Origin of the sequence: Brucella pituitosa (assembly GCF_003049685.1) — a bacterium.
Lineage (GTDB): Bacteria > Pseudomonadota > Alphaproteobacteria > Rhizobiales > Rhizobiaceae > Brucella > Brucella pituitosa.
The window spans coordinates 147,456-172,152 of sequence record NZ_PYSY02000003.1 but is presented as its reverse complement, the minus strand read 5'-3'; the positions used below and the strand labels follow the sequence as shown (position 1 = coordinate 172,152).

Sequence of the window (24,697 nt, the reverse complement as noted above, 5' to 3'; positions counted from 1 at the left end):
CCATAACTGTGATGTTTCTGGATTTATCGACTGAGAAACTCAATCATGCGTTGACGCATTGCAGCATCATTTTCTGCAATCCATTTCCAGTCAGGATCGATTTGTACAGCCATATTGGCCGGGTCTCCGCCACGCGTTTTCCGCTCTTCCGGACTGATCAGATCCAAAGCCTTGCTGTTCGGCGTCTCGAAGGGGAATTCTTTGGAGAAGGCTACGTGTGCTTCAGGGTTGGCGAGGAAGAAATTGATAAACCTGATCGCGCCCTCTTTGTTTTTCGCATTTTTGAGGACAGCCCACATGCCGGTGTCCTTGATGCCCTGATTCCAGGTAAATTTGATAGGCTCGCCGCTGGCGATCAGGGTGGAGGCGCGTCCGGATCCCATCATCGACATGACGACTTCACCAGTACGCAAGATATTTTGCGACTGGTCTGCGGTCTTCCACCACACGACAATATTGGGTTTGATCTGTTCGAGTTTTGCGAATGCCCGTTCGACGTCGAGCGGGAAGAGCTTGTCCTTAGAAACACCATCGGCTTCAAGTGCAGCAATCAGCAACCAGGGCCAGTAGCTGGCGTCAGGCATTGCGCGGGGGCCAGGGAATTGTTCCACATTCCAGAAATCTGCCCAATTCTGCGGCTGCTTTCCGTCAGGAAAACTGTCCGTGTTCCAATCCAACACATTCGCACCCCAGGTGCGCAGGACAGCATGACCCATGCATGTTCCCTCGATAGCAAATTCTGCCGCGTTCGAGAGTTGATCGCAAGTGATCGGTTCCAGATATTGCGCTTGGGCAAAATTGTCGTTGGGCAGCGCGGTTACGATGTCCCACTCCGCTTCAGGCAGGCTGGCCATTGCTTTGACTTTGGCCCACTGGGCTCCCAGGCCCGATGCGACGGAGATAACTTCGATGCCGGTTTCTTTTGTAAATGGCTCGAAGAAGTTCTTCTTCATCGCTTGTTCGAATACACCGCCGGCTGTTACGACAACGATTGACTTGTCATCCGCAGAAGCTCCGGCCACCCCCAGAAGCAGTCCGGCGGCCAGCACCGCGGATGCGGCAATTCCATGCATATGTTTCCTCATGCAGAGTTCCCCTATTTTTTGAAATGAACCTACTCTTTTCGAAGGTTATATTTAACGTTACATATTGCGTGTTGCCTGTCAATTTCCAATATTAGATGGATATGTGAGCCAGATTGTTTCTCCATATTGCTTTTTTCTATTTTACGTTATAGTTCCATGGCTTGACGCTACGCCGCTTTGCGTGCTCCCTTGCCTGCAGGTTGAGGTTGCATTCAGCAGACAAACAAAAGCGGATATCGCCGCCAGCGTTGAGATGGCTGTTGAGCGGGAACTATGGAAGAAAAGCAAAAATGACATCCGGCCCTGCAGACACAAGAAGACGTCGTGTAACCATCAAGGATGTGGCAGCAGCAGCTGGCGTCTCACCCATGACCGTTTCCAATGTCATTAACGGCAGACACAAGTTCGTCAGTGAAAGCACGCGCAAAACCGTTGAAAAAGAAATCCTACGCCTGAATTATCGCGTGCAAGAGAGTGCACGTGGCTTGCGCATGGCGCAAAGCAGGGCAGTTGGCGTTATTATCGTCGATGAAACGCGCTCATTCTTATCGGATCATTTCAATGCGCATGTTGTGGCAGGACTGAGCAACGTCTTGAGCAATCGCGAGCACGCCCTGACACTGCAAGGCATTCCATTGGAACAGTTCAGCAAGTCATTCGCTGTCCGCAATTTTTCCGTAGACGGTTTCTGTGTCATCCTGTCTGGCCCGGAACAAAAACGCCAACAGATCATCGAGGATCTGATCCGTATGGACCAACCTGTTGTGTTGTTACAGGAACCAGCGCGCATCAATGGTGATATCTGCACGATACGACAGGATGACTATCGCGGCGGGCAGATGTTGGCCGATCATTTTGCTGCGCGCAGGTTTAAGCGGATACTTATCATCAGGCCGAAAACGGATTGGCCAGCTGTAGAAGCGCGTATTGCCAGCTTTTCTGCGGAAATCAAACGGCTGTCTCCGGAAGCGTCCGTTGATATCATCGACTCGCCTTCTGAAGATTTTGATACGGCGCAGAAGGCGCTGACCGAATATCTCGATCATAATCCACTTCCGGAAGCCATTTTTGGTGCCAATGATCGTCTGGCGATAGGCGCGATGTATTTACTTCAATCAAGAGGGGTCTCGATCCCCGGTGAGGTTGCGATTGCAGGCTTTAACGGGTTTGAGTCACGACGCTACGCGCGCCCTTTGATTACGACCGTCATATCTCCCGCCTATGCAATCGGTGAAACTGCCGGGCAGCAATTGCTGGACCGGTTCAGTAACGGTTATTTCAGCGAAGCTGAAATTGTGCTTCCGGTTTATCTCGAGACAGGCGAGACGACATAGAAATTCTTTTCAAGGGCTGCCGAATTAAGCTTTATTACTTTTTGGAAGAAGCCATCTCATAGATGGGGTAACCGACATGGCGGCCCATCCAGATGATCTCAAAGGGGTATCATGTGATCCCCAGTTGCGGCCTGCTCTATGAAGCGGCGCAGGTTCTGCTGGCGTGAGTCACGAGGTGGTCGACAACCTTCTCATCCGCTGTTTTTCAGCGAGCCTGATTTCTCTCAAAGGCGGTGATCTGAGGCAAAAAAGCCAATTGTAGGGGCACGTTTACTGTCATTACAAATCAAGGGCCGATATCATGAGCTCCACTGCTGACGATATTGGTGCTATAATAGGAATTTCGAAGCGAGATCGCAGATATTCGGCTGCTTCACCGAGAGGGCCTCCACCGATTATGACAGCTTGTGCCCCGTCAAGAACACAAAGGTTTACTGCCTTCTCCAATTCCTCACACAATTGATCGTTGTTGCTGGCAAGCTTTTGCGGATCGCCGAGTGTGCAACGTATTCCTGTGTAGAGCTGCGTCAATCCAAGACTATCTGCCCGAGCAGCTATTGCATCCGCAAGGTCTGGAGTTACGGTCGCCACGCCAAACTTGCGATCCCTTCCTGCTGCCGTGATCATCGAAGCTTCGCAGATGCCGATCACAGGTACGGACAATTTGTCCTGCAAATGTGTGACCCCCGGGTCTCCGTAGGCGCTGACAATCACCCCGGCACATGCTGAGGCATGGTTGATGCCAATTTCTATAACTTGCGCTGCAGACGCTATCAGTTGTGGTTCATTGGTGATCATTGGTGGACTGCGGTCTGCCGTGGCGGCTTCAAGCTGAAGCCGCCCGGCGGCCGTGCGCCGCGCAATATTAAGCATCATCCCCGTCGTGGCTTCTGAACCGTTCGGGTTGATCAGCAAAACATAAGGAGACAATGCCATTATTGTTACGCCTGTTCTTTCGCAGTTTTAAGTGTTGTTGAGTGAGGGGTATCTGCTTCCGCAGGCTGAGTCAGATCCTCCATGGAACGACGATAGGTCTCTGGTCCGAGCTGGATGCAGAATGCAAAGACGGCGTACATCGATGCCGCCAGACTAAACACACCAATCATTCCGAAACTGTCAAACAGTGCTCCGGCAATGGTTGGAACGAAGGAGCCTGCCGCCGAACCGCTCGCCAGGATCAGAGCCACACCGAAACCGCGGATGCGGGTCGGATAAAGTTCCGGCGCATAAATCCAGATTGAGGTATTGAGAAGCAAGACGAAAAATTGGAACACCGCGCCGAAGAAGAGTACTAAATACAGGCTTGTTCCAAGATAAATGATAGCAAGTGCCGCTACGCACGCACATACCGAACCCAAAGTGAGAACTTTCTTACGCGGGAAATAATACCCGAACGCCGACGCTGCAATCGCGCCCAGAACGCTGCCGCTTTGGATAATCATGCTGTAAAGAAGGCTGCCTGAAAGCGTATATCCCATTGAGATAAAAATCATGGGCATGAGCGTCAGAACGGATAGCTGAGCGCCGTAGCTCATGAGGATGGCAATTGCCACCGGGATAGTGCGGCCGATAAATGGAGGGTGGAAAAGTTCCTTCCAATTGCCTTTTGTCGACTTGACTTCGCTCGCTTCCTGCGTAGAAAGATATTCTTTCACTTTCAGATTCCTGGGCCTCAATGTGCCCGACGCCAAAATTGAAAGTACTTTGTTGGCTTCCTCGATCTTGCCTTGCGAGGCCAGAAATCGCGGAGTTTCAGGAACATAGCGTCGGAAAAAAACCACGAGGAAAGCAGGAATTGCAAGAACAGCGAACAGCCAACGCCAGCTGTTTTCCCCAGGGAATAGTGTGAATACCAGTAGGCCGAACGCGGGAGCGAGGAAGTTCCCAAACCCTCCAGCGCCGACATTGACAAGTCCTGCAGCTGTTCCACGAAATTTCGGTGAGCAGAATTCGGCCAACATTGTCACCGCTGTTGAAATTTCTCCGCCTACACCAAAGCCCACAATCGCACGCGCCACGCACATCCATCCGAAGCTTGGCGCGAGAGCACACAAGGCTGAGCCCAGAGTAAATAGCAGCAGATTGATGCTGAGCATCACACGTCGGCCATAACGATCTCCGAGAATACCGGACAACAGACGACCCGCAGCAGCGCTTGCAAATGTGATTGTGTTCAGAAAGCCGATATCTGTTCCCGACAGACCCCATTGTTCCCGTAGGATTGGCCCAACCAGGCCAATGGTGTTTTGTTCGAAGCTATCGAAGAGACATCCAATCAAAACGAGTAGCAGAATTTGCTTGTGGGCACCCGTGACACCAATCGTCCCGAGGGCCTCCTCCATCTGCCGGTTTGCTGGCGACGTTGCGCCAGATTGTATCATTTGTTCCCCTGCCATAACGGTCTAACTCCTTTGTTCAGCCGTATGAAATTATTTTTTCATATTGAAGCACAGGAAAATCAATTTTGACAACAATTTTTTTATTATTTGAAATCAAATGGATAGCCGTGCCAGCGTTTGATCAAAAAGAATGCACTCTCCTTGAAAATCTGCTAATAATTCAGGCAATCTGAAAACTGGATTTCAACTTGCACTCATGAATGCTGCCCCACGATCATTCCTCTCGCGCGTGAGAGATGTACTCAAGGATCTGCCTCCAGCGGAGAAGAGACTGGGCGATTTCGTCTGTGACTTTCCGGGCGAACTTGCAAGTTATTCAGCTTCCGAACTTGCATCTCTCGCTCATGTATCCAATGCGACGGTCACCCGATTTGTTCGCCGTTTGGGTTATGAGTCTTATGAAGAATCCAGAAGACATGCGCGGGAAGAAAAGCAGACCGGCTCACGCCTTTTTCTGTCCAGCGTGACAGATCAAGCCGAAGGACAATCTCTTGCAGCACATATTGGTCAGGGGATAGCGAACCTTGAAAAAACGTTTCTGTCTATTCGCGATGCTCAGATTGATGCCGTAATTGAAATACTGTTAACAACCCGCAAGACCTGGGTTATGGGTTTTCGCAGCAGTCAGCCCTTTGCCTCATACCTGCAATGGCAAATGATGCAAGTTGTCGACAATATTGTTGCAGTTCCTGGCCCGGGACAAACATTGGCCGAGTATATAGCTGCAATCGCACCGAATGATCTTGTGATTGTTTTTGCGCTTCGCCGACGGGTTGCAAAGATGGACGACATCCTTTCGGTGATCGAAAAACGGGGCGCAAAGCTACTCTATATTACTGACGAAGGTGCCCCATTGCGTTCGTCAGCACAGTGGCATTTTTATTGTCAAACCCTCGCGCCGGGGCCGCTGTTCAACCATGTTGCCGTGATGGGGCTTTGCCATCTACTGGCGACGCGAGCCATTGAAAAAGCCGGTGTTGCGGGCCGCAAACGACTAAGGGACATTGAAGCATTCGGGGATGTCTTGGAGGAACTTTAGTCATTATTTGGCAAAAACGCGGTGCCGCGTTACACGATAGGTAAGGGCCAAAGATAATTCTTGGATAAGTTCTCATTTATAACGGTATTAGAGCAGTGAGTTTTCGGGAATCTTAAATATGTTTGCCACAATGAATTTGGATCAGCAGACAATGTTTACGATCAACGCTCTTTTGCTCGTGGTTTTCGCCATCGCTTTTTCATTCGCGGGGCTTGGAGCAAAGGATCGCACTTACTGGCTTTATATGGTGGCTTCAAATATCGTTCTTGCTGTTGCCTTTTTTATGTTTTCTCAAGAAATGGGTGGAAGCGCCAACAGCATTATCCTGCCAAATTTGCTGCTTTTTGTAGGATTGAGTTTCCGCTGGATCGCAATCCGCGTATTTTTTAGCCATTCTGTGCCGTTGAAGGTTATAACCTTAATTCCTCTGGCAGCGTCTTGCGCCTTCCTATTGAGACCCTTGTTGGGTAATGGCCCCGTATTCGGTGTCATCAATCTGTTGATTGCGATGCAGATCCTCGCAATTATCTGGACTATTGTCTTCGAAAAGGAAGATCTAAAATCAAGGTGGGGCTTATGCATTAGTTATGCGATGCTCGTTCCGTCTTCATTTTTACGTACTTTACAAGGATGGATATTCGATCCCTCCATGGACTCCTTGTTACCCATAGATATCTTTTTGCAACTTAATCTCATTGCTGCGGCCATCCACATTAGCGCGAGTGGAGCGTTTTCCTTATTGATCGCTTACGAGCGTAGTGTGAACAACCTGCGGGAAATAGCGTTGCGTGATCCTCTGACGGGTCTTCTGAACAGATGGAGCATTGAAACATTCTCAGGTTCTATGCCGGGAACAAAAAAAACCAGCCTGATGTCGGTTATCATGATCGACATTGACCATTTCAAGTCGATAAATGACACATATGGTCATTCTGCCGGCGATGCTGCCCTCAAGCATTGCGCGAAGGTGCTCAAAGAAACCTTCAAGGAAAATGACATGATCGCAAGAGTGGGCGGTGAGGAATTCATGATCCTTGCTCCAGGGCTACCATCCGGTTCAAGTGCAGACCTGTGCGAGATTTTTCGAACAAACCTTGCCGCAAGGCCTTTTAGTCACAACGGCATACCTGTTCCGTTTACGGTGAGTATCGGTATTTATTCGGGTTACATGAAAGAGCGCACAGAACTCGATATATTCTGGGAGAATGCAGACAAGGCGCTTTACAAGGCCAAATCGCTTGGCCGGAACAAAACTGAGCTCTTTGAGGAAAATGATGCTCTCCTCTGATGCAGCCCGAACGCTTTAAGCTTTGAGTTCCACATTGGCGAATCGAGGCGAAGTGATACGCTTCACGCCATGAGCGTCTCTGCGAGAGTGTTGTCATTTGGCAACGTTTTGAGGAAATCAACGACGATTATCTGTGCAGGGGAGCCTTCTTGAAGATGCGCCTGGCGCTGAATATGACCGAAAAACATGACATTAAAGCACAACTTTATGATTTTGGGTGGTTAGGCCACTTGGAAATCATCTAAATATCTATGCTTGCAAGGTAATTTGGCTGCTCGTAGGAAATACACAGCCGATCAATTGTGATCGCCAGAAGTGAAATCTGTTTCCTTATGACCGCAAGAACGGACGAAATTGCAGCGCTATACGTTGCTGAACATGACAGGCTTGAGCGACAGATATGTCGGCGGGTGGGATGTCGTGCAACCGCATGCGATTTGGTTCACGACATTTTTCTGCGTATCTGGGAGAAGGCGACAGAACGTAAGGGCAATCAGTCGGCCTATCTGACGCGGTGCGCTCGAAATGCAGCAATTGACCATGCACGCTCTGAACGCAGCCGCGCGAAATTCGTAAGTGGCGTATTGCCAGAGCAATATGCTGCCGATCCGGCTACCCCTCTCGAGATACTGGCAGTCCGACAAGAACTCTGCAGCATTGACGAAATGCTGGCAACTCTTCCAAAGCAGACACGGCATATCTTCCTGCTTAACCGCGTTCACGGCAGAAGCTTTTCCGAAATAGCTGCTGTACTGGGCATTTCGCAGCGTGCCGTTGCGAAGCATATGGCAAGAGCGGTTGCAGCCTGTGATAAGATCGCTTAACGATCCACGCGGATTACAGTAAACAAAGAAGCGCGTGTTTTTGCGGTTTTCGTCAAGTCAGGTTTACAGGAGCCTATGAGTTTTAACGACCATTTGCCACCAAACACTGCCGAGGCCGCAATCCGAAAAGCCGCGAGGGAGTGGTTTGTGGCTCTGCTTGACTCACCATCGGCCGCTAAGCAAGCAGAATTTGAAAACTGGCTCCGATCCGATCCCGCCCATTATAAAGCGTATCAGGCTGTTGAAAGCACATGGCATGCAACGGAGCGTCCGGGAGAAATACTTGCTGCAAGGGAAGCCGAAGAGCTTTCCGTTTATCTCCGGGCGATGGACCGGACGAAGAAACAAACAAAGACATTTCGCCGTTTGTCAACGCTGAGTGTGATCCTCCTGTTGTTGCTGGCGGGCGGGGTATGGCTGGAGCGCCCCGGCCTGCTTGAGGATCTTACTGCCGACTATACGACGGTCCGGGCTGAACGTCGTACGATTACAATGGAAGATGGATCAACGATTGAGTTGGACGCCGATAGTGCGTTGTCTAGTGAATATGCACAGAATGAACGACGGGTAAAACTGATACGGGGAGGGGCTTTCTTTAGCGTCGTTCCTTCAACGATCCCTTTCATAGTGGAAGCTGCAAGCGGGGAAGTTCGTGTGCTGGGTACGCGCTTTGACGTCAGGCTCAGCGAGGATGGAGCTTCAGTGACACTGGAGCACGGCCGAGTAGCTGTAAGCATGGCGAACCAGACTGACACAGCTGTTCTCGATCCCGGCCAGCAGGTTCATTTTGGTGCAGCGGGAATAGATCCGGTCCGCATGGTTGATGTATCTGATGCGCTCGCCTGGCGTGACGGGCGATTTGTCTTTTACCGAGCCCGCTTATCAGACGTCGTTCGGGAAATTGAGCGTTATCGTAAGGGTCGTGTTGTCATCGCGACGTCAAAACTTGCTGATGAGCTTGTAACCGGAAGCTTTGTCTTGTCTGAACCGGATGCTGCACTTGCCTCGCTTCAGGCAAGTGTCGGTTTTCGGATAAACACGATCGCTGGTCGATTGACCATTCTCCGCCCTTGAAATTCCGATGGCCAAATAAAAAGGCGTTCTCTGGAAAAAATATGAATCCGGGGTTCAGTGATTGACCGTCTCATCCGTGAACGTATCAGAAGCACGGATGAGGCTGGCATTGACTGCCATCCGCGCTCGAAAATGTTCAAGCGTGAGAAGGGCAGGCGGAAATGATGGTGTACGGGGTTCGTAGGGTAAGCTTTGTTTTGGCAGCAGCACTGTTGGCAGCGACAAGCAGTGTCTCAATTACTATTGCGCAAGCTCAACAGCAGTCAGCCCAACGTCAGATCAGTTTCAACATTCCCGCCAAGCCCGTTACACAGGCAGTCAATGATATTGGTCGGGTTGCAGGCCTGTCGGTTGTGTTTCGCGAAAACCAGGCCATTACTGCATCGGGTCGCGCTGTGCGGGGCACTATGACCGCCGAAGCAGCTCTTTCGATGTTGTTAACCGGTACAGGTCTGACGTATCGCTTCAGCAATGCTACGACCGTTCAGATTTTCGATCCATCAGCATCTGCATCGAATGGCGCTGCAATCTCTGCAGACGGCACGACAGTTCTGAATACAATTACAGTTGAAGGAAATTCACAAAGTGCTTGGGGACCAGTTGACGGTATAGTTGCGACGCAAAGCTCGACAGCGACCAAAACTGACACGCCATTGATCGAAACCCCGCAATCAATATCGGTGATCACGCGCGACAGAATGGACGTGCAGGATGTTAACCGTTTGGACGAAGCTGTGCGCTACACGGCGGGCGTTCGATCTGATTATGGTGGTGCAGTTGTCGCTGCCGATAATATTTTTATCCGAGGACAGTACATAAACACCTATACCGATGGCCTCCGCGAAACGCCGTTCAGTTATTTCGGTATAATGGCGACCGAGCCCTTTGCGGTTGAGCGTGTTGAAGTCCTGAAAGGTCCGGTCTCGGTTCTATACGGACAGAACCAACCGGGGGGAATGATTAATCTGGTTACGAAGCGGCCAACTGACTTTGCGCGTGGCGAAGTTCAGACATCGATAGGGACAAACAATCACAAGCAGGTTGCGGTCGACGTGAGCGGTCCGTTGAATGACGAAAAGACCGTCCTGGGTCGGTTCGTGGCATTGGGTCGTCTCGCTGACGGTACTGTCGATTATACAGACGACGATCGGTTGCTGATTGCGCCAAGCATCACGTTTAAACGCGATGAAGAAACACAATTGACGTTTTTTGGCTCGTATCAGCGTAACAAAGCATTGGCAGTCACTAATTTCCCTTGGGCGGCGGTCAACGGATCGAGCTCTTTTGGTCGGATGCCAATGCATCGGTTTCTTGGTGAACCCGGATTTGACGCGGAAACGCAGGAAAAGGCGAGTTTTGGTTATGAATTCTCGCATCAGATCAACAGCAACATCTCTTTCAAGCAGAATTTCCGATATTCCAATTTCGAAAATCAGGAAAACTATCTGGCGAGGAATAGTGGGCTTCTCTATAGCGACGTCACGGGTGGTGCGACGGCCATTGCACGCAACTGGCAGTTCCGACACGCTTTTGGCGACACTGTGGGTTTAGACAATCAGTTCAATGTGAAAGCAGAAACGGGTCCATTTGAACACAATGCGTTGTTCGGATTTGATTATGCCTGGAGCCGGGCGACCCGTGATGAAAAATGGGGTACCGGGCCCCGCATTGAGAATATCTTCTCGCCGCAATATGGAAGCCCAATAGACTTTTCGTCTTGGAACTCTTGGGTGAATGGTCGCACAACGACCAGTCAGTACGGTCTCTATGCGCAAGACCAGATAGCCTATGACAAGTGGCGTCTGACTGTGGGTTTGCGACAGGATTGGATCAACGCCAAGGTTGACGATCTCTGGGATGGCGACACTGGCACCTCGTCTCGGCCGAAGTCTGCCACAGCACTGCAGGACAGCAGCTGGAATGCGCTTACGGGTCGGGCAGGACTTACCTATCTCTTTGACAATGGGATTGCTCCCTACATCAGCTATTCGGAATCGTTCAATCCCGTCGTTGGCGAAGATAGGTTCGGCACTGCTTTTGAACCGGAGAAAAACCGACAGTATGAAGTTGGCGTCAAGTATCAGCCCGAGGGTTGGGATGGGTTCTTTACAGTCTCCGCATTTGATCTCACTCGTACAAACGTCACAACCGCAGATCCGGACGATCTGACCAAGTCAGCGCAGATTGGCGAAGTTCGTTCGCGGGGCTTTGAATTTGAAGCAACCGCTCAACTCAGTGACGGCCTTAGCCTGATCAGCGCTTACACCTACCTTGACTCGAAAGTCACCAAAGCCACTGCCGAAGGCAGTTATGCGACTGAAGGCAAGCAGCTCATTCGCGTACCCAATCACATGGCCTCGGCATGGCTCGACTATGAAGTACAGTCCGGAGTTCTCGAAGGATTGGGAGTTTCCGGAGGGGTAAGATATACCGGATCGTCGTGGGGTGACGCTCTTAATACTTTCAAAACACCGTCCTACACGTTGGTTGATGCCGCTCTGCGCTACGATTTTGGCAAGAAAAATCCTGAGCTCGAAGGCCTGACGGCCAAAGTCAACTTCACTAACCTCTTTGATAAATATTATGTTTCGAGCTGTTTCTTCACGCTCGCCTGTAATGTTGGCGAAGGGCGCAGTGTTGTCGGTACACTTCAGTATAAGTGGTGAGGATGGTCCCACACCAAAATGGCGGCGAATTTTTCGCCGTCAGTTTCCGTCGGCATTGGGTAAATTTTTGATATGCTTCTCAACAGGCGTATAGTTCTGAGCACGATTGCCACTCTGCTTCTCAGTTCGAGAGCGGCTGCTGAGGCGATCACACGTGAGAGAGTCATTGCGCTCGACTGGGCGTCGGCTGAGACTCTTTTTTCTCTGGGTATCCAGCCTTTGGCCATCACGGAGAAAGCCCGGTTCCAGAGTTATTTTGGAGATACACTGGCTGCGCAGGAGGTTCTGGATCTGGGGCCACCGTGGGAGCCCAATCTTGAACTCATCGAAATACTCAAACCCAGTCTGATTTATACGAGCAACTATACCCACCTGATACAGTCGCAGCTGATGAAGATCGCACCAACTGAGGTTTCGGATCTTCACGGCGGGCGCCGGGATCAAATGCAGCGCTGTGTCGATTTTGCTGTGAAGATTTCAAGAAGGCTTCCCTCCTCAGCCACATCTGATCGGCTAACATCACTGGTGAGTGGTTTAAAACGCACGAAAGACATGCTGCGTTCCACAGATCGGCGCGACGCGGTATGCATATATCTTCATAACAATGCTCGTTTCGCAAATGTATTCGGTCCTGGAAGCTTTCCAGGAAATGTACTTGAGCATGTTGGCCTTAAGAATGGCTGGCGCGGTCCCTCGAACGACAATGGCTTTGCTTATGTCGGAATAGAGCGACTTGCTGCGCTAAAAGGCACGCGATTATACATCCTTGGAGATGGCGACGTTACGCGCGTAACGCTTCGTAAGCTAGAGTCCAGTGCAATCTGGAACGCCATCCCGGCAGTGCAACAACAAGAAGTGGTGTTACTCCCGAATATCCCGATGTATGGCGCTCTTTCCACGGCTGTAAAACTGTCTGAGCAGCTCGTGGCAGGTATCAAGCCTGATCAGAATGGGCGTATTTGAAATGCGAAGCGCAGCAGGGGTTGGATTTCAGCGTGGTGCAATATTAAAACTGACGATTGGGCTCTCGCTTTTTGCAGCAATTCTCAGCTTTATCAGTTTGAATCAGGTGCTGCCATACGAGCAATGGTATTCAGCCCTCAAAAACGATCATGCATCTGAGATTCCGGCAATCCTGTTTTCCTATGCTTATCTGCCGCGTATCGCAGTGAGCATTCTGGCAGGTGCAGCCCTTGGGCTATCGGGATGTATTTTCCAGCAAGTTTTACAAAATCCATTGGCTGAGCCGACCACTTTAGGCGTTTCTACCGGCGCACAATTGGCTCTTGTCCTATCCATGCTCTGGTGGCCCGGATCCCTTGAATATAGCCGCGAGAGCATTGCGATCGCCGGATCCCTTTTTTCTGCCTGCCTCGTTTTTATAATCGCCGGGAGGGACGGCCTCTCCTCAATATCGTTGATCATGGCAGGTCTTGTCGTCAATATGACGCTTGGCTCGCTGGCGGCTATTACAACGCTCTTCAATCATGAGTTCCTGTCCGAGCTTTTTGTCTGGCAATCGGGCCGGCTTGAACAGGATGGATGGCATCAGGTTCAGTTTCTCGGTAGCAGACTTGCGCTTGCGTTGGTGATCGCTTTGGCATTTTTACGGCCCCTTAGTCTCATGGAGATTGGCGAGGAAAGCGCTTTGGGATTGGGCTTGCGAGGTGCCTGGGTAAGGCCTCTTATCTTGCTCGTTCCGCTTATGTTGGCAGCAAGCATTGTTTCAGCAATTGGGGTCATAGCATTTATTGGTCTGGCTGCTCCTGCACTTGCTCGACTGGCAGGTGCACGGCGTCTCAGAGAGCGATTAATTGGTTCAGCAATGCTTGGCTCAGCAATATTGTGGCTTGCCGATCAACTGGTTCAGGCGATCCCGATGAGCAGTGCAGTTGTACCAACCGGTGTCGCCACCGCCATGTTAGGCGCGCCGCTTCTTCTGCTTTTGCTTGGGCGAGCCAATACAATATCTGCTCGCCCTCAGCATGAGCGGCTCATCAAGTGGCGTGAACTTTCAAACCCTGCAGTCAAGTTGGTGGGGTTGTTGCTGATATTGCTTCTTCTGATCTTCTTTTCGGCCTGCATGGGGCGTGGGGAACATGGATGGGCTTTTCAGGGGGCAGAACACCTCGACTTCATTGGTCGGTGGCGAGCCCCACGGATCATCTCGTCGCTGGGTGCGGGGCTGCTTCTGGGTTTGGCAGGCGTGTTTGTTCAGCGAATGTTCGGCAACTCCATGGCCAGTCCTGAAGTTCTGGGAATTTCATCGGGTGCGAGCCTTGGAGTAATAACGCTGGTCTTGCTGTTGCCATTATACCAACCTGCTTCGGTGATCGCTGCGGCAGCGATTGGCGCATTAGGTACGACCGGCTTTGTACTGCTGTTGAACAACAGATTTGGATACTCGCCTCAGAGAACAATCCTGTTTGGTGTAGCGCTTGGAACTTTGCTTGGCGCGATATCGGAGTTCCTGATTGCAGGTGGAGGATCGGCGCGCACGCTTTTGCTTACATGGATGTCTGGCTCGACCTATCGCGCCGACTGGCCCACAGCTACATCGGTTTTAGTCGTGGCAGCGGTGGCATTGCTCATTCTGCCATTGTTCGGTCGTTGGCTCACACTTCTTCCACTGGGTGAAAGCACAGCTCGCTCAATGGGCCTTGATGTAAAAGGCGCGCGAGGGCTGATCATCCTGGCCGCCTCCTTAATGACTGCAGCTGCTACTATTGTAGTTGGACCGTTAAGTTTTATTGGGCTGATGGCTCCCCACATTGCACGGGCTGCGGGCTTCCGGAAAACTATGTCTCAATTATACGCCGCAGCCCTTTTTGGAGCAATCATTCTTGTCGCCGCCGACTTGCTCGGGCGGATTATAATTTTCCCATGGCAAGTGCCGGCTGGTTTGCTTTCAGCGCTCATTGGAGGTCCGTATTTCTTGACTATGATGTGGAAAAAATCGCATGGCTAGAAAGCTGGACAACCCTTTTGTCGCCAGAATTATCGGAAAGAAGTGGATCTCATCATCGATCATCAGACTTGTGTTTGGTGGGGATGGATTGGCCGGGTTCAAGTCGCTCGGTATTGCAGACGAATGGATACGGTTTGTTTTCCCAATTGGGCATACCTACACCACTCGACCGTATACAGTGCGGTACTGGGATGCTCAGGCACTTCAAATGACCGTAGATATCATCATGCATGATGGTGGGATTGCGGCGGACTGGGCATCAAGTGCTTTGATAGGCTCACTGATTGAATTTACCGGCCCAGAGGGACGTTACCAACCACCTGACGGTGTGTCTTGGGTTCTCTTACTCGCAGACATTACCGGATTGCCCGCAGCAGGGCGGATTATTGAAACATCGCCGCGATCCGTCGTGATCCATTCCCATATTTGCCTGCCCGACATGCGGGATATGCAACGCGATCTGGAACACGAGCATTCAAGTCTTATCACGTGGCACAGTGATACGCATGGCGGTCCGGCCGCCGCACCGCTATCGCAGATCGCTAAGAATGTCGTGTTGCCCGAAGGTGAGGGTTATATCTGGATTGCTGGTGAAGCCAATCAGGTCGCAGATGCACGCGCTCATTTTCGTGATGAAAAAGGTTTCGACAAGAATAGGATAACAGCCATCGGTTATTGGTTCGAAGGGCGCCCCAGAGAGTAGGGAACCATGCCCACCAATGGCTGTCTGCGGTCAATCCACGTTTTGGATTGCGCCACCGATATCGCCTTCACCCAAGTGCTGCGCCGGATCAACGCCTGTCCGCCCATCGTAACCGCTTTGCCGACGCAACCATCTGTTTAGCTCAGCAGCTTCTGCAAGCTCCCTGTCGCGAGCAATTCATCAGCCAGAGCCATCATTGGCGGCAGAGGATAGTGATCACCATTGTCGCGCAAGACACGGATATGGCTTACGGCCTTCTCGAAATCGGGAAAAGCGGTTGGGTCTTTCAAATGCAGGTAGAGGGCGAGCACCGCAACTGAACGGGAACGACCGCCACGGCAATTGACCAGCACATTGCCCGCACGGTGAGCCGGATAATAAGGTTTGCCCGGACTCGCCTGTGTTACCAGCCCATCAAGAGCCAGCACTGCCGCGGCCAAATGCGCTACATTGTTACCTTCACCGTCGATAAGCCCGACTTTCGCCCGTCGCACATGAATACCATCGGGCAGTTGTACTTCCGGCACATGAATATTGAGTGAAACATTCAAAGAGGAGGTTACATTTTCAGCGAGCATAGTTTGGGGATCAGAAGCGCCGGTCAGATTGCCGACATAAAGCGTGCATGTTCTGCCATTCTCAAGTGTCAGCGTGTGAACCGGCACCAGAATGGCATCGTCATTTTCGGCGCGTTCTTTTGGCGTTTCTTCAATGTTCATCATTACTCTTTTTATCCCGCGTATCACTAACATCAATGATACGGTTTACATTCCAGTAGGCGTCGAGGCCGTTGTTTAATTTGGGGGCATCAGCCAAATTGCCAAAGGCCGGAACCATGATGTCGGCTTTTGTGATTGCACGCAGCCAGCCATGATCGCTGACGCGCGGATGCACATTCCAGCTGGTGCGAGAACCTTTGCCTGAGGCAATCAGCTTATTGGCGCGGCTGTTCGGAGCAATATGGCCGGTGAAGACAAATTTCCACGGTCTGCTGTTATCATCACTGAAATCCTGCAACAGATTATTTGATTTTTCGCTGTCGGCCAAAATAATTACCGCATCATCATCCGCACTTTCCGGCGTTTGAACAATGGTCAGTTGCGGCAACACGGCCTTGATCTGCGCTTTTGTCGAAGGCAGGACTGCGTCGGTTTCATCGGTAGATAAGACCAGCATTTCCTGTCGGATCTGCATACAGATCGAAACCTTCACACCGGCTTCATGCAGGCGTAATGCCATTTCAGTGCCGCGTGCCATAATCGGAACCGGGAAAATTGTGCCGGGTTTTGCAAGGTCTGTGAGAATTTCAAACTGTTCGCATAGTGGCTGATCGCGGTCGAGATAGGAAATATCCGTCTGCACGATTTTTGCCGGTGGCGGATTGTCAAAAGCGAGAACGGTGGATTCCCTACTCCAGTCGGCCATATAAATCACACCGCCATCGTTCTCAAAATGTATCCATTGCCCACCGATGGCATGGCCGGAGCGCCCGAGCGTGACATCCAGATCAAGAATGTGGGCGCGGCCCATCAGCGGCAGAAGATGACGGGCATGTTCCGGCAGCGGTAACCCCATGACAGATAAAGCGGAGAAAGTTTCGGCACTGGCATAGACTGGCGGCTTGCCTAAATTTTCCCAAAGATCAATTGCACCCACATGGTCGATATGCCCATGCGACAGGAAAATGGCATCAACATAGTCGACACCTGAAAAATCAGGACGCACGCCAGGTTCCGGGCCTTCACCGATATCGAGTAAAATCCGTTTACCCTTAATATCGAGCAGAAATGCTGCCGGTAATTTGCCGTTGAGGCCGCTGACGCAGGTTAAAATTGCCATGGCAGAACTCCTTTGGGCAACCAACGCGAGAATACAACCGATAGCAACATCAAAATCAGAATGCCGAAGATCATCAGACAGCCGACGGCTGCAGCAAGGGTCGACGCACCACCTTCTTCAAGGAAGATGATCATCGGGCCGATTGTCCGTGTGCTGGACGAGATGAGCAGGATCGATGTCTGTATTTCATTTATCGCGCTCATAAATACGATGATCGCACTAGCAATGGAAACTGGTGCAATGATCGGCCAGATAATATCCTTCATTCGGCGTAAGAAACCTGCACCGGATATCTGAGCGGCTTCTTCCAGCGAGCGGTCAATCTGCTGGTAGCCCGACAAGACAGGTCGCAAGGCCACAGCAAAGAAGCCGGAAATGTAAGCGGCCAGAATAATCCATGGGGTTCCGTAAATCGAGATATCGATAACCGGTACAGGTCTGAGAAACAACAATATCATCGCCACACCCAATGTAACGCCGGGCAATGTATAGGTCAGTTCAGCACCGATATGCAGGAAGCGCACTAGTTTGCCGCGCTTCCATGTCAGAAAATAACCCATGAACAAGGCGCAGATGGTCAGGAATATCACCGCAATTGTGGTCAGCCACAGTGAGGTCAGGAATGCATCGCGCAAAGAGGCATGACTGAACAGTGCGGAAGTGTAATTTTTGAGTGTGAATGTTTCAGTCGTCAGCGCCATACCATAGGCTGGCACCAGCGAGGTTTGTAAAAGCGCACTGAAAGGCAGAACCATGCTGATAATGAGATAAAGCCAGACAATCGCCGAAATTGGACGCTCATATCTACCCAGCGGCATATTGAAACCACGACCGCCCATGTCAACGCGGCTGTCACCACGGTTCATACCGAAATTTGCCAGCACAATGGCGGCAATGGTCAGTGCTGCCAGCACGAGTGACAGAGCTGCCATGTTCGGCAGTGCGTTGGGTCCAATATTGTTGATCTGCTGATAGATCTGGGTGATCAGCGTGGGAACTCGTGCCGGTATTCCGAGCATTGCCTGAATACCGAAATTGCTGATCGCAGATACGAAAGACAAACAGGCTGCAGCAATCAGCCCGCCTCGGGCAAGTGGCAGGATAATGGTAAGCAAAACACGTATCCGGCTGGCGCCGGCAGCACGGGCTGCCTCAGTCAGGTTAACCGGAATGCGTTTAAGACTACCCTGCAAAGCCAGATAAACCAGTGGCGCATTGTAGATGCCAAGTACCAGAACAATTCCGCCGATTGAATAAAGCGGATGTTTGCCGCCCGGTGCCACAGAAATTCCGAGCAGATTAAAAATCGGGCTAGATGGAGAAAAGGCTTGCAACCAAGCCATCGCAATCACCTGTGGCGGGATCATCAGTGGCAGCACAAAGGCGAAAACTGCAGCGGACTTGGCGCGTAAATCGGTCTGGATCACCAGCACCGCGAATATCGTGCCGACGACCAGAGAGAAAGCTGTTGCGGCAACGGCGATAATCAGCGTGTTGATGATCGCAGCACTGGTCTGGCTGCGCAGGAATAGCTTGCTGAGACGGTCAAAAGCAAAGCTGCCATCATCTAAAAGCGCAGACACGACCAGTCGCATTAATGGTGCTATAGAAACCAGAACCACCAGTAAGGTCAGCAAGATCAGAACAGTTGTTTGCGACGACAGGCGTAAAGATGGAAAATGCGCCAACCATGATTGGCGCATTTCCTGTGTCTTAGTGTGAGCATTCATTGAATTCAGCCACCAAAAATATTGATGAATTTCTCACGAGCTTCAGCATCTTCTTTGACAGCTTTGTCTACATCGAGCGACATTAGCTTTACATCCTCAACGGAAGGCATGCCTTCAGGGGAAGGGATGCTTGGCAGTACGGGAATGTAACCCTGCTGCGCCGCCAGTTTCTGACCATCTTCGGAAAGCACGAAAGCGACAAATTTCTTGGCGGCTTCCGGAACGGAAGTTGATGCCATGATGGCTACCGGCTCTGAGAAGAAGCTTGAACCTTCTTCCGGATAGATAAATTCAACTGGAGAGCCGGCTTTTTTTGCGCGCAGAACATCCGCATCGATATTGATGCCATAGTTGACCTGGCCGCCAGCAACAGCCTTCAGAACGGGGCCGTTGCCGCCTTCAGGAACAATGTTCAGCTCATTGAGCCGGTTATAATACTTCCAGCCCCATGCCGGATCTTGCAACTGGCTGTGCATGTGGACGAGTGCCGCGCCGGAATAAAGCGGGCTGGGAGCTGCGATCTGCCCAGCATTTTCATCCACGAATAGTTCAGCCCAGCCCTTCACAGGTTTGGAAGTCTTCGTATTATATACAATGCCGGTCGTTGAGAGCTTGGTTCCGAAAAAGGTTTTATCCTGATCGTAGAGTTTAGAGTCAATATTTTCTACCGGGGCTTCAGGCCATGCGAGCAACTGGCCCTCTTTTTTCAGAATGCCCAGATTAATAGCATCGGCAACCAGCAATACGTCGGCCTTCACTGCACCGGCCTGCCGCTCGGCTGTGAGAATATTCATCAGCTGTGATGTGCCGTTGCGCATCCATTCGACTTTAATGTCGGGATTTTTTTCCATGAAGGCATCAACAGTCTGCTGTGCAATTTCTGGCGACTGGGACGTGTACAACATAAGGGTCGACTGCGCATAAAGTGCAGAAGAACTCATGAGAAGTGCAGCGGTTGCGAGAACTAGACGCATTGTAATTGCTCCTGGGAGGTAAGGCTTAACTTCTGTTGGTTCTGGGAGGAATTTTGCTCATTTTGTGCACCGGGAATGCACCAGAGATCGGAAAAGGAAATTGAGGCCAAATGACCGATTTCCGGAATGAAATCGGCATTATCATTCACCTCGGCCTGTATGCTCAGCTCAGGCGCATCATGCGGGGAGACGGTGATTGACCAGAAGCCGCCGCGATAAACACGATTGGTCACACGTACCGGTGCGCCGTCCGCATTATAATCCTTGATGCGGATATCCTGTGGGTGTACGCACGCCTGCGCTTCGGCACGTGGCTGCTCATTAGCGCTACAGCGCATCGTTACCTGATGGCCGAGAAATTCACCACTCGCCTGACCATTGCCGTTGAGGCGGACATTTTCAATAGGCAGCACCATGCCGTTACCGATGAAGGTCGCAACGGTTGCATTTGCGGGTTCACGATACAGCGTGATCGGTGAGGCATATTGCAGAATATGGCCTTTATCCATCACCGCAATCCGGTCAGCCAGTGCCATCGCTTCCGACTGATCATGGGTGATATAAAGTAGCGTCGCGCCGCTTTCCTTATGGAAACGCCGGAATTCGTCTTCCATGGTTGAGCGCAGATGTACGTCGAGATTGGCGAGCGGTTCATCGAGCAAAACGATACTGGAACCGGCGGCGAGACAGCGGGCAAGGGCAACGCGCTGACGTTGTCCGCCGGATAAATCAGCCGGGCGGCGTTCGGCAAACGGCCCCAAATTGACCTTGTCCAATGCCTGCGCGATACGGGCCTGACGCTCGGTCTTTGCAATGCCTGCAACTTTCAAAGCATAGCCGACATTCTCAGCGACCGACATATGTGGCCACAGGGCGTAGTTCTGGAAAACAATACCGATATTGCGATGTTCAGGTTGAACTAGTGTTCCGGCATCGTTGGCAACGATCTGATTTCTGATCTCGATCTGACCGCTATTGTTGCTTTCAAAACCAGCGATCAGGCGTAACAACGTGGTCTTGCCACAGCCGGAAGGGCCAAGAACAGCGACAAACTCGCCTTCATTAATTTCAAAATGAATATTTTCTAAAACAGTTGTTTCAGCATATTTTTTACTGACATTCGTCAGACGTAATCCAGACACCAAAGCAACCCTTACTGGTTATGTTGGGCGCTGAATATGCAGCTTATGTGAACGTGGCATGACGCCGCGATGAAGAAATTTTGAAACTAAAGTGCTTGGGATGGCGTTGCGTAATCTTTGTTGAGTTCGCAAACGGTACAATAGATTTTCCGCATCATGGCAAGAAAACGGGGCCACAGGGCCCCGCTGCATGTTCAGGCATTGAAGATGCTTATCGCAGTTGTATTACCGGCCTGCGGCCTGCTGCGCAAAGACATAGCTGTCATAGGTATATTCAGCGACACGGAACCACTCGAAGCCTTCGTCACGGAATTTCTTCCAGCTTGGATAGATTTTGGCCCATGCTGGATTTTTCTCGTTGTACTCTGCGTAGAGATCAAAAGTCACTTTGTATGCGGCGTCGAGCACATCACGCGGCAGCGGCTGAAGTTTGACCCCCTTCGATACCAATGACCGGATTGCAGTTGTGTTCTTGACGTCATAAAGCGAGATCATGTTCTGAGTGGCTGCTTCGGCGGCCGTATTGAGCGCTACCTTGTAAGGTTCCGGCAGGCTTTCATATTGCTCCTTATTGATGAAGAAATGGACGGAGGCGCCGCCTTCCCAGAAGGCAGGGTAATAGTAATAAGGCGCGATCTGATAGAAACCGAGCTTTTCGTCGTCATAAGGCCCTACCCATTCTGCTGCATCAATAGTGCCGCGCTCGAGTGATGGGTAGATATCGCCGCCGGGCAACTGCTGTGGTACGACGCCCAGACGTGACATCACTTCACCGGCAACGCCTGCGATGCGCATCTTGAGTCCCTTGAGGTCGGCGAGGCTTTTGATTTCTTTTCGATACCAGCCGCCCATCTGCGCGGCTGTGTTACCGCCAACAATCCCCACAACGCCATAGTCTGACAGAAACTCGTTATAGAGTTCATTGCCACCGCCGTGATAGAGCCAGGCATTCTGGAGGCGGGTATTCATGCCGAACGGGATCGCGGTGCCGATGGCAAAAGCCGGATTCTTGCCGGTAAAATAGTAGCCACAGGTATGCGCCATTTCGACAGTATTCGCCTGCACCGCGTCGATTGCCTGTGGTCCTGGTACGATTTCTCCAGCCTGGAACACCTGGATCTGGAACTTGCCTTCTGTCATCTTTGAAACGGCATTGGCCATATAAACTGCGCCGCCATAAATAGTATCCAGGTTGTTTGGAAAACCTGAGGTCAGGCGCCAGCGCAGCGTTGGCAGTTCTTGCGCTATGGCTGGTGTAGCAAGCGACGCTCCACTGGCTGCAGCGGCTGCGCCAATGGCAGCGCCTTTTGTTAGAAATGTTCGGCGGTTTAAGTCCTGTTTCATGTCTTTCCTCCTCTAAGACTCTTGATTATGTGCAGTGGTGACAGCGGTTCCATTTGAGACTGGATCGTTGGAACTACTGTAACTATTTGTTTTTAAGCATTATCTTACGCAAAACCGCTTCACGCTTTTGGCTCCGCTGCTTTAGCGTCGCCGTCACTGATCCGGTTTTTCCTGTTGGTTTGAACCCTGGCCGAACGAAGGCGGGGAGGGCGTGCCGAATGATGGTGCGGGCAACGGTTCACCCGGAGAGGGCGCAGGCGCACCAAATGGGGCTGGTGCATCGCCAAATGGGTTTCCTCCACCTGCATCTGGCATCGGCACATTGATCTGGATGGTCGACGGGTCCAGCTGTTTATGGTTGCCCTTATAGTGGGTGACGATGCCGGGAAACCCTATGATGATCCCGACCATGACGAGCTGGATTATCAGAAACGGTATCGAGCCAACATAAATCTGCCCGGATGTAACAGGTTGGATTGTCGCTCCCGTTACTTTGTCCTTGTATGGTCGGGACGGTGCAACAGAACGTAAATAGAATAACGAAAAACCAAATGGCGGATGCATGAACGATGTCTGCATGTTAACCGCCAGCATCACGCCGAACCAGACAAGATCAATTCCAAGACTATCTGCTACAGGTGCTAAAAGTGGAATGATGATGAAGGCCAGCTCGAAGTAGTCGAGAAAGAATGCCAGAAAAAACACCAGCAGATTGGCAACGATCAGAAATCCAACTTCGCCGCCAGGAATTGACGTCATCAGGTGTTCAACCCACACGTGACCGTTAACACCATAAAATGTAAGCGAGAAAACACGTGCGCCGAGCAAAATGAAGATAACGAATGAAGACAGTTTTGCTGTTGCGTAGAGAGCGGAAGTCAGCATCGGCAGATTAAGGCGACGATTAATGATAGCAAGAAGCAACGCCCCGACCGCTCCCATGGCGCCGCCTTCCGTTGGCGTTGCCAGACCGATAAAGATTGTTCCAAGAACAAGAAAGATCAACACAAGCGGCGGTACTAATGAGAATACGACACGCCGAACGAGCTTCCAGCCCTTCAACGTCCGTGCGTGCACTGGTAACGCGGGAACAGTATTGGGTCGCAAGATCGACATACCGATGATGAAGGCACAGTAAAAGCCGACAAGCATCAGTCCCGGGACGAGTGCCCCTTTGTACATATCGCCTACCGAGCGTCCAAGCTGATCGGCGAGAACAATGAGGACAAGGCTGGGAGGGATGATCTGCGCCAAGGTTCCGGACGCCGCAATTGTTCCGGCAGCGACTTTCCGGTCGTAGCCATAACGCAGCATGATCGGCAGGGAAATAAGTCCCATGGAAATGACAGAGGCTGCAACCACGCCGGTCGTTGCTGCAAGCAACGCACCAACAATAATGACAGCAAATGCGAGCCCCCCGCGTACAGGTCCGAAAAGCTGCCCGATCGTATCAAGCAAATCTTCTGCCATGCCGCTTCGTTCCAAAATCAACCCCATAAAGGTGAAGAATGGAATGGCAAGCAACGTCTCGTTCGACATCTGCCCAAAGATGCGATCAGGAATTGCCCCGAACAGATTGACCGGTAACAGGCCCAGTTCGATGCCGATAAAGCCGAAGACGAAGCCAACAAAGGCAAGGGCAAAAGCGACCGGATAGCCCAACAGGAGCACGGCCACCAGGGAGAGAAACATAAGGGGAGCGAGATTTTCCGTGAAAAATGCAATCATATCCATCCCTCTCAAAGCGCTTGCGCTTCGGCATCTTCAACGGCGACCTTATCGGGGATCTGCCCTTTGAGTATGGCGATACGCTTGATGAGTTCGGATATGCCTTGCAGCGCCAGCAAACCGAAGCCGATGGGAATCAGGATCCAGACCGGCCAAAGCACCAACCCGCCTGTATTATTGGAGGTTTCGCTGCTGGCCAGCTTTGCCTCGACGATTGGCCATGAGAGGTAGATCGTGATGAGGCAGAATGGCAGAAGAAAGAAAATCGTACCGAATATCTCGACCAGCAACTGGGTTCGTCGTGAATAACGACTGTAGAGAAGGTCGACTTTGACGTGCTCGCTGTGCAGCAGCGTGTAGCCTGCGGCAAGCAGAAAAACCGCAGAGAACAGATACCACTGCGCTTCAAGCCATGCATTGGAACTGATGTTGAAAAGCTTGCGGGAGACAGCATTGATGGCACTTATAAGAACCGCCACAAGTATCAACCAGGATGCTGACTTTCCGATGAAATTATTGGCCGCGTCAATGGCGCGCGACAACGCCAGCAAAACTGACAT

Annotated in this window: 20 protein-coding genes; 9 read left to right on the top strand and 11 right to left on the bottom strand. The window is 51.3% G+C overall.

The window, feature by feature from the left end; translation table 11 throughout:
- Positions 1-23: 23 nt before the first annotated feature.
- The gene (locus C9380_RS21115; RefSeq protein WP_164844704.1) at positions 24-1,073 is read right to left on the bottom strand and encodes an ABC transporter substrate-binding protein; all 1,050 of its coding nucleotides are present in this window, start codon (positions 1,071-1,073) and stop codon (positions 24-26) included.
- Positions 1,074-1,375: 302 nt separating this feature from the next.
- Here C9380_RS21115 and C9380_RS21110 point away from each other — a divergent pair, with 302 nt between their 5' ends.
- Entirely contained in the window at positions 1,376-2,419 is a 1,044-nt protein-coding gene (locus C9380_RS21110) for a LacI family DNA-binding transcriptional regulator (protein ID WP_100559825.1), read from the top strand.
- A 279-nt stretch (positions 2,420-2,698) separates the two neighbouring features.
- Here the strand turns inward: C9380_RS21110 and C9380_RS21105 are convergent, their stop codons facing one another.
- A complete protein-coding gene (locus C9380_RS21105) occupies positions 2,699-3,349 on the bottom strand; it encodes an aspartate/glutamate racemase family protein (protein ID WP_210249785.1) in 651 nt (216 codons plus the stop codon).
- A gap of 11 nt (positions 3,350-3,360) precedes the next feature.
- A complete protein-coding gene (locus C9380_RS21100) occupies positions 3,361-4,815 on the bottom strand; it encodes an MFS transporter (RefSeq protein ID WP_164844702.1) in 1,455 nt (484 codons plus the stop codon).
- 199 nt (positions 4,816-5,014) lie between these two features.
- Between C9380_RS21100 and C9380_RS21095 the strand changes: the two genes are divergently transcribed.
- The 8 genes from C9380_RS21095 (at position 5,015) to C9380_RS21060 (ending at position 15,380) form a co-directional block, all read left to right on the top strand.
- The gene (locus tag C9380_RS21095; RefSeq protein ID WP_100559830.1) at positions 5,015-5,857 is read left to right on the top strand and encodes a MurR/RpiR family transcriptional regulator; all 843 of its coding nucleotides are present in this window, start codon (positions 5,015-5,017) and stop codon (positions 5,855-5,857) included.
- A 118-nt stretch (positions 5,858-5,975) separates the two neighbouring features.
- Positions 5,976-7,145: a GGDEF domain-containing protein gene (locus tag C9380_RS21090; protein WP_128094562.1), complete on the top strand. Its 1,170-nt coding sequence runs from the start codon at positions 5,976-5,978 to the stop codon at positions 7,143-7,145.
- Positions 7,146-7,477: 332 nt separating this feature from the next.
- Complete coding sequence (locus tag C9380_RS21085) at positions 7,478-7,969, top strand: RNA polymerase sigma factor (protein ID WP_128094561.1); 492 nt, start codon at positions 7,478-7,480, stop codon at positions 7,967-7,969.
- A gap of 75 nt (positions 7,970-8,044) precedes the next feature.
- Positions 8,045-9,043 (top strand): FecR family protein, encoded by a 999-nt coding sequence (locus C9380_RS21080; protein ID WP_128094560.1) that lies wholly within the window; start codon positions 8,045-8,047, stop codon positions 9,041-9,043.
- Positions 9,044-9,255: 212 nt separating this feature from the next.
- Entirely contained in the window at positions 9,256-11,709 is a 2,454-nt protein-coding gene (locus C9380_RS21075) for a TonB-dependent siderophore receptor (protein ID WP_164844701.1), read from the top strand.
- 72 nt (positions 11,710-11,781) lie between these two features.
- Positions 11,782-12,672: an ABC transporter substrate-binding protein gene (locus C9380_RS21070; RefSeq protein ID WP_486599428.1), complete on the top strand. Its 891-nt coding sequence runs from the start codon at positions 11,782-11,784 to the stop codon at positions 12,670-12,672.
- A gap of 1 nt (position 12,673) precedes the next feature.
- Positions 12,674-14,677: a Fe(3+)-hydroxamate ABC transporter permease FhuB gene (gene fhuB / locus C9380_RS21065; protein WP_164844700.1), complete on the top strand. Its 2,004-nt coding sequence runs from the start codon at positions 12,674-12,676 to the stop codon at positions 14,675-14,677.
- Entirely contained in the window at positions 14,670-15,380 is a 711-nt protein-coding gene (locus tag C9380_RS21060; protein WP_128094556.1) for a siderophore-interacting protein, read from the top strand. Before fhuB ends, C9380_RS21060 begins: the two co-directional genes overlap by 8 nt.
- Positions 15,381-15,517: 137 nt before the next feature.
- Here the strand turns inward: C9380_RS21060 and C9380_RS21055 are convergent, their stop codons facing one another.
- The 8 genes from C9380_RS21055 to C9380_RS21020 all read right to left on the bottom strand — a co-directional run bounded on the left by C9380_RS21055 (position 15,518) and on the right by C9380_RS21020 (position 24,697).
- Positions 15,518-16,102, bottom strand: a complete 585-nt coding sequence (locus C9380_RS21055; protein WP_210249781.1) for a protein-tyrosine phosphatase family protein — start codon at positions 16,100-16,102, stop codon at positions 15,518-15,520.
- Positions 16,089-17,219 carry an MBL fold metallo-hydrolase gene (locus C9380_RS21050; RefSeq protein ID WP_128094555.1) on the bottom strand — a complete coding sequence of 377 codons (1,131 nt, stop codon included), beginning with the start codon at positions 17,217-17,219 and terminating at the stop codon, positions 16,089-16,091. Before C9380_RS21050 ends, C9380_RS21055 begins: the two co-directional genes overlap by 14 nt.
- The gene (locus tag C9380_RS21045) at positions 17,207-18,949 is read right to left on the bottom strand and encodes an ABC transporter permease (RefSeq protein ID WP_247877638.1); all 1,743 of its coding nucleotides are present in this window, start codon (positions 18,947-18,949) and stop codon (positions 17,207-17,209) included. Before C9380_RS21045 ends, C9380_RS21050 begins: the two co-directional genes overlap by 13 nt.
- A gap of 5 nt (positions 18,950-18,954) precedes the next feature.
- Positions 18,955-19,923, bottom strand: coding sequence for an ABC transporter substrate-binding protein (locus tag C9380_RS21040; protein ID WP_128094554.1), 969 nt, complete (start codon positions 19,921-19,923; stop codon positions 18,955-18,957).
- On the bottom strand, positions 19,914-21,065 hold the full coding sequence (locus C9380_RS21035; RefSeq protein WP_128094553.1) for an ABC transporter ATP-binding protein: 1,152 nt from the start codon (positions 21,063-21,065) through the stop codon (positions 19,914-19,916). Before C9380_RS21035 ends, C9380_RS21040 begins: the two co-directional genes overlap by 10 nt.
- A 225-nt stretch (positions 21,066-21,290) precedes the next feature.
- Positions 21,291-22,409 carry a TRAP transporter substrate-binding protein gene (locus C9380_RS21030; RefSeq protein ID WP_100559849.1) on the bottom strand — a complete coding sequence of 373 codons (1,119 nt, stop codon included), beginning with the start codon at positions 22,407-22,409 and terminating at the stop codon, positions 21,291-21,293.
- Between the two features lie 153 nt (positions 22,410-22,562).
- Positions 22,563-24,137, bottom strand: a complete 1,575-nt coding sequence (locus C9380_RS21025; protein WP_105707257.1) for a TRAP transporter large permease — start codon at positions 24,135-24,137, stop codon at positions 22,563-22,565.
- A gap of 11 nt (positions 24,138-24,148) precedes the next feature.
- The gene (locus tag C9380_RS21020; RefSeq protein ID WP_105535225.1) at positions 24,149-24,697 is read right to left on the bottom strand and encodes a TRAP transporter small permease subunit; all 549 of its coding nucleotides are present in this window, start codon (positions 24,695-24,697) and stop codon (positions 24,149-24,151) included.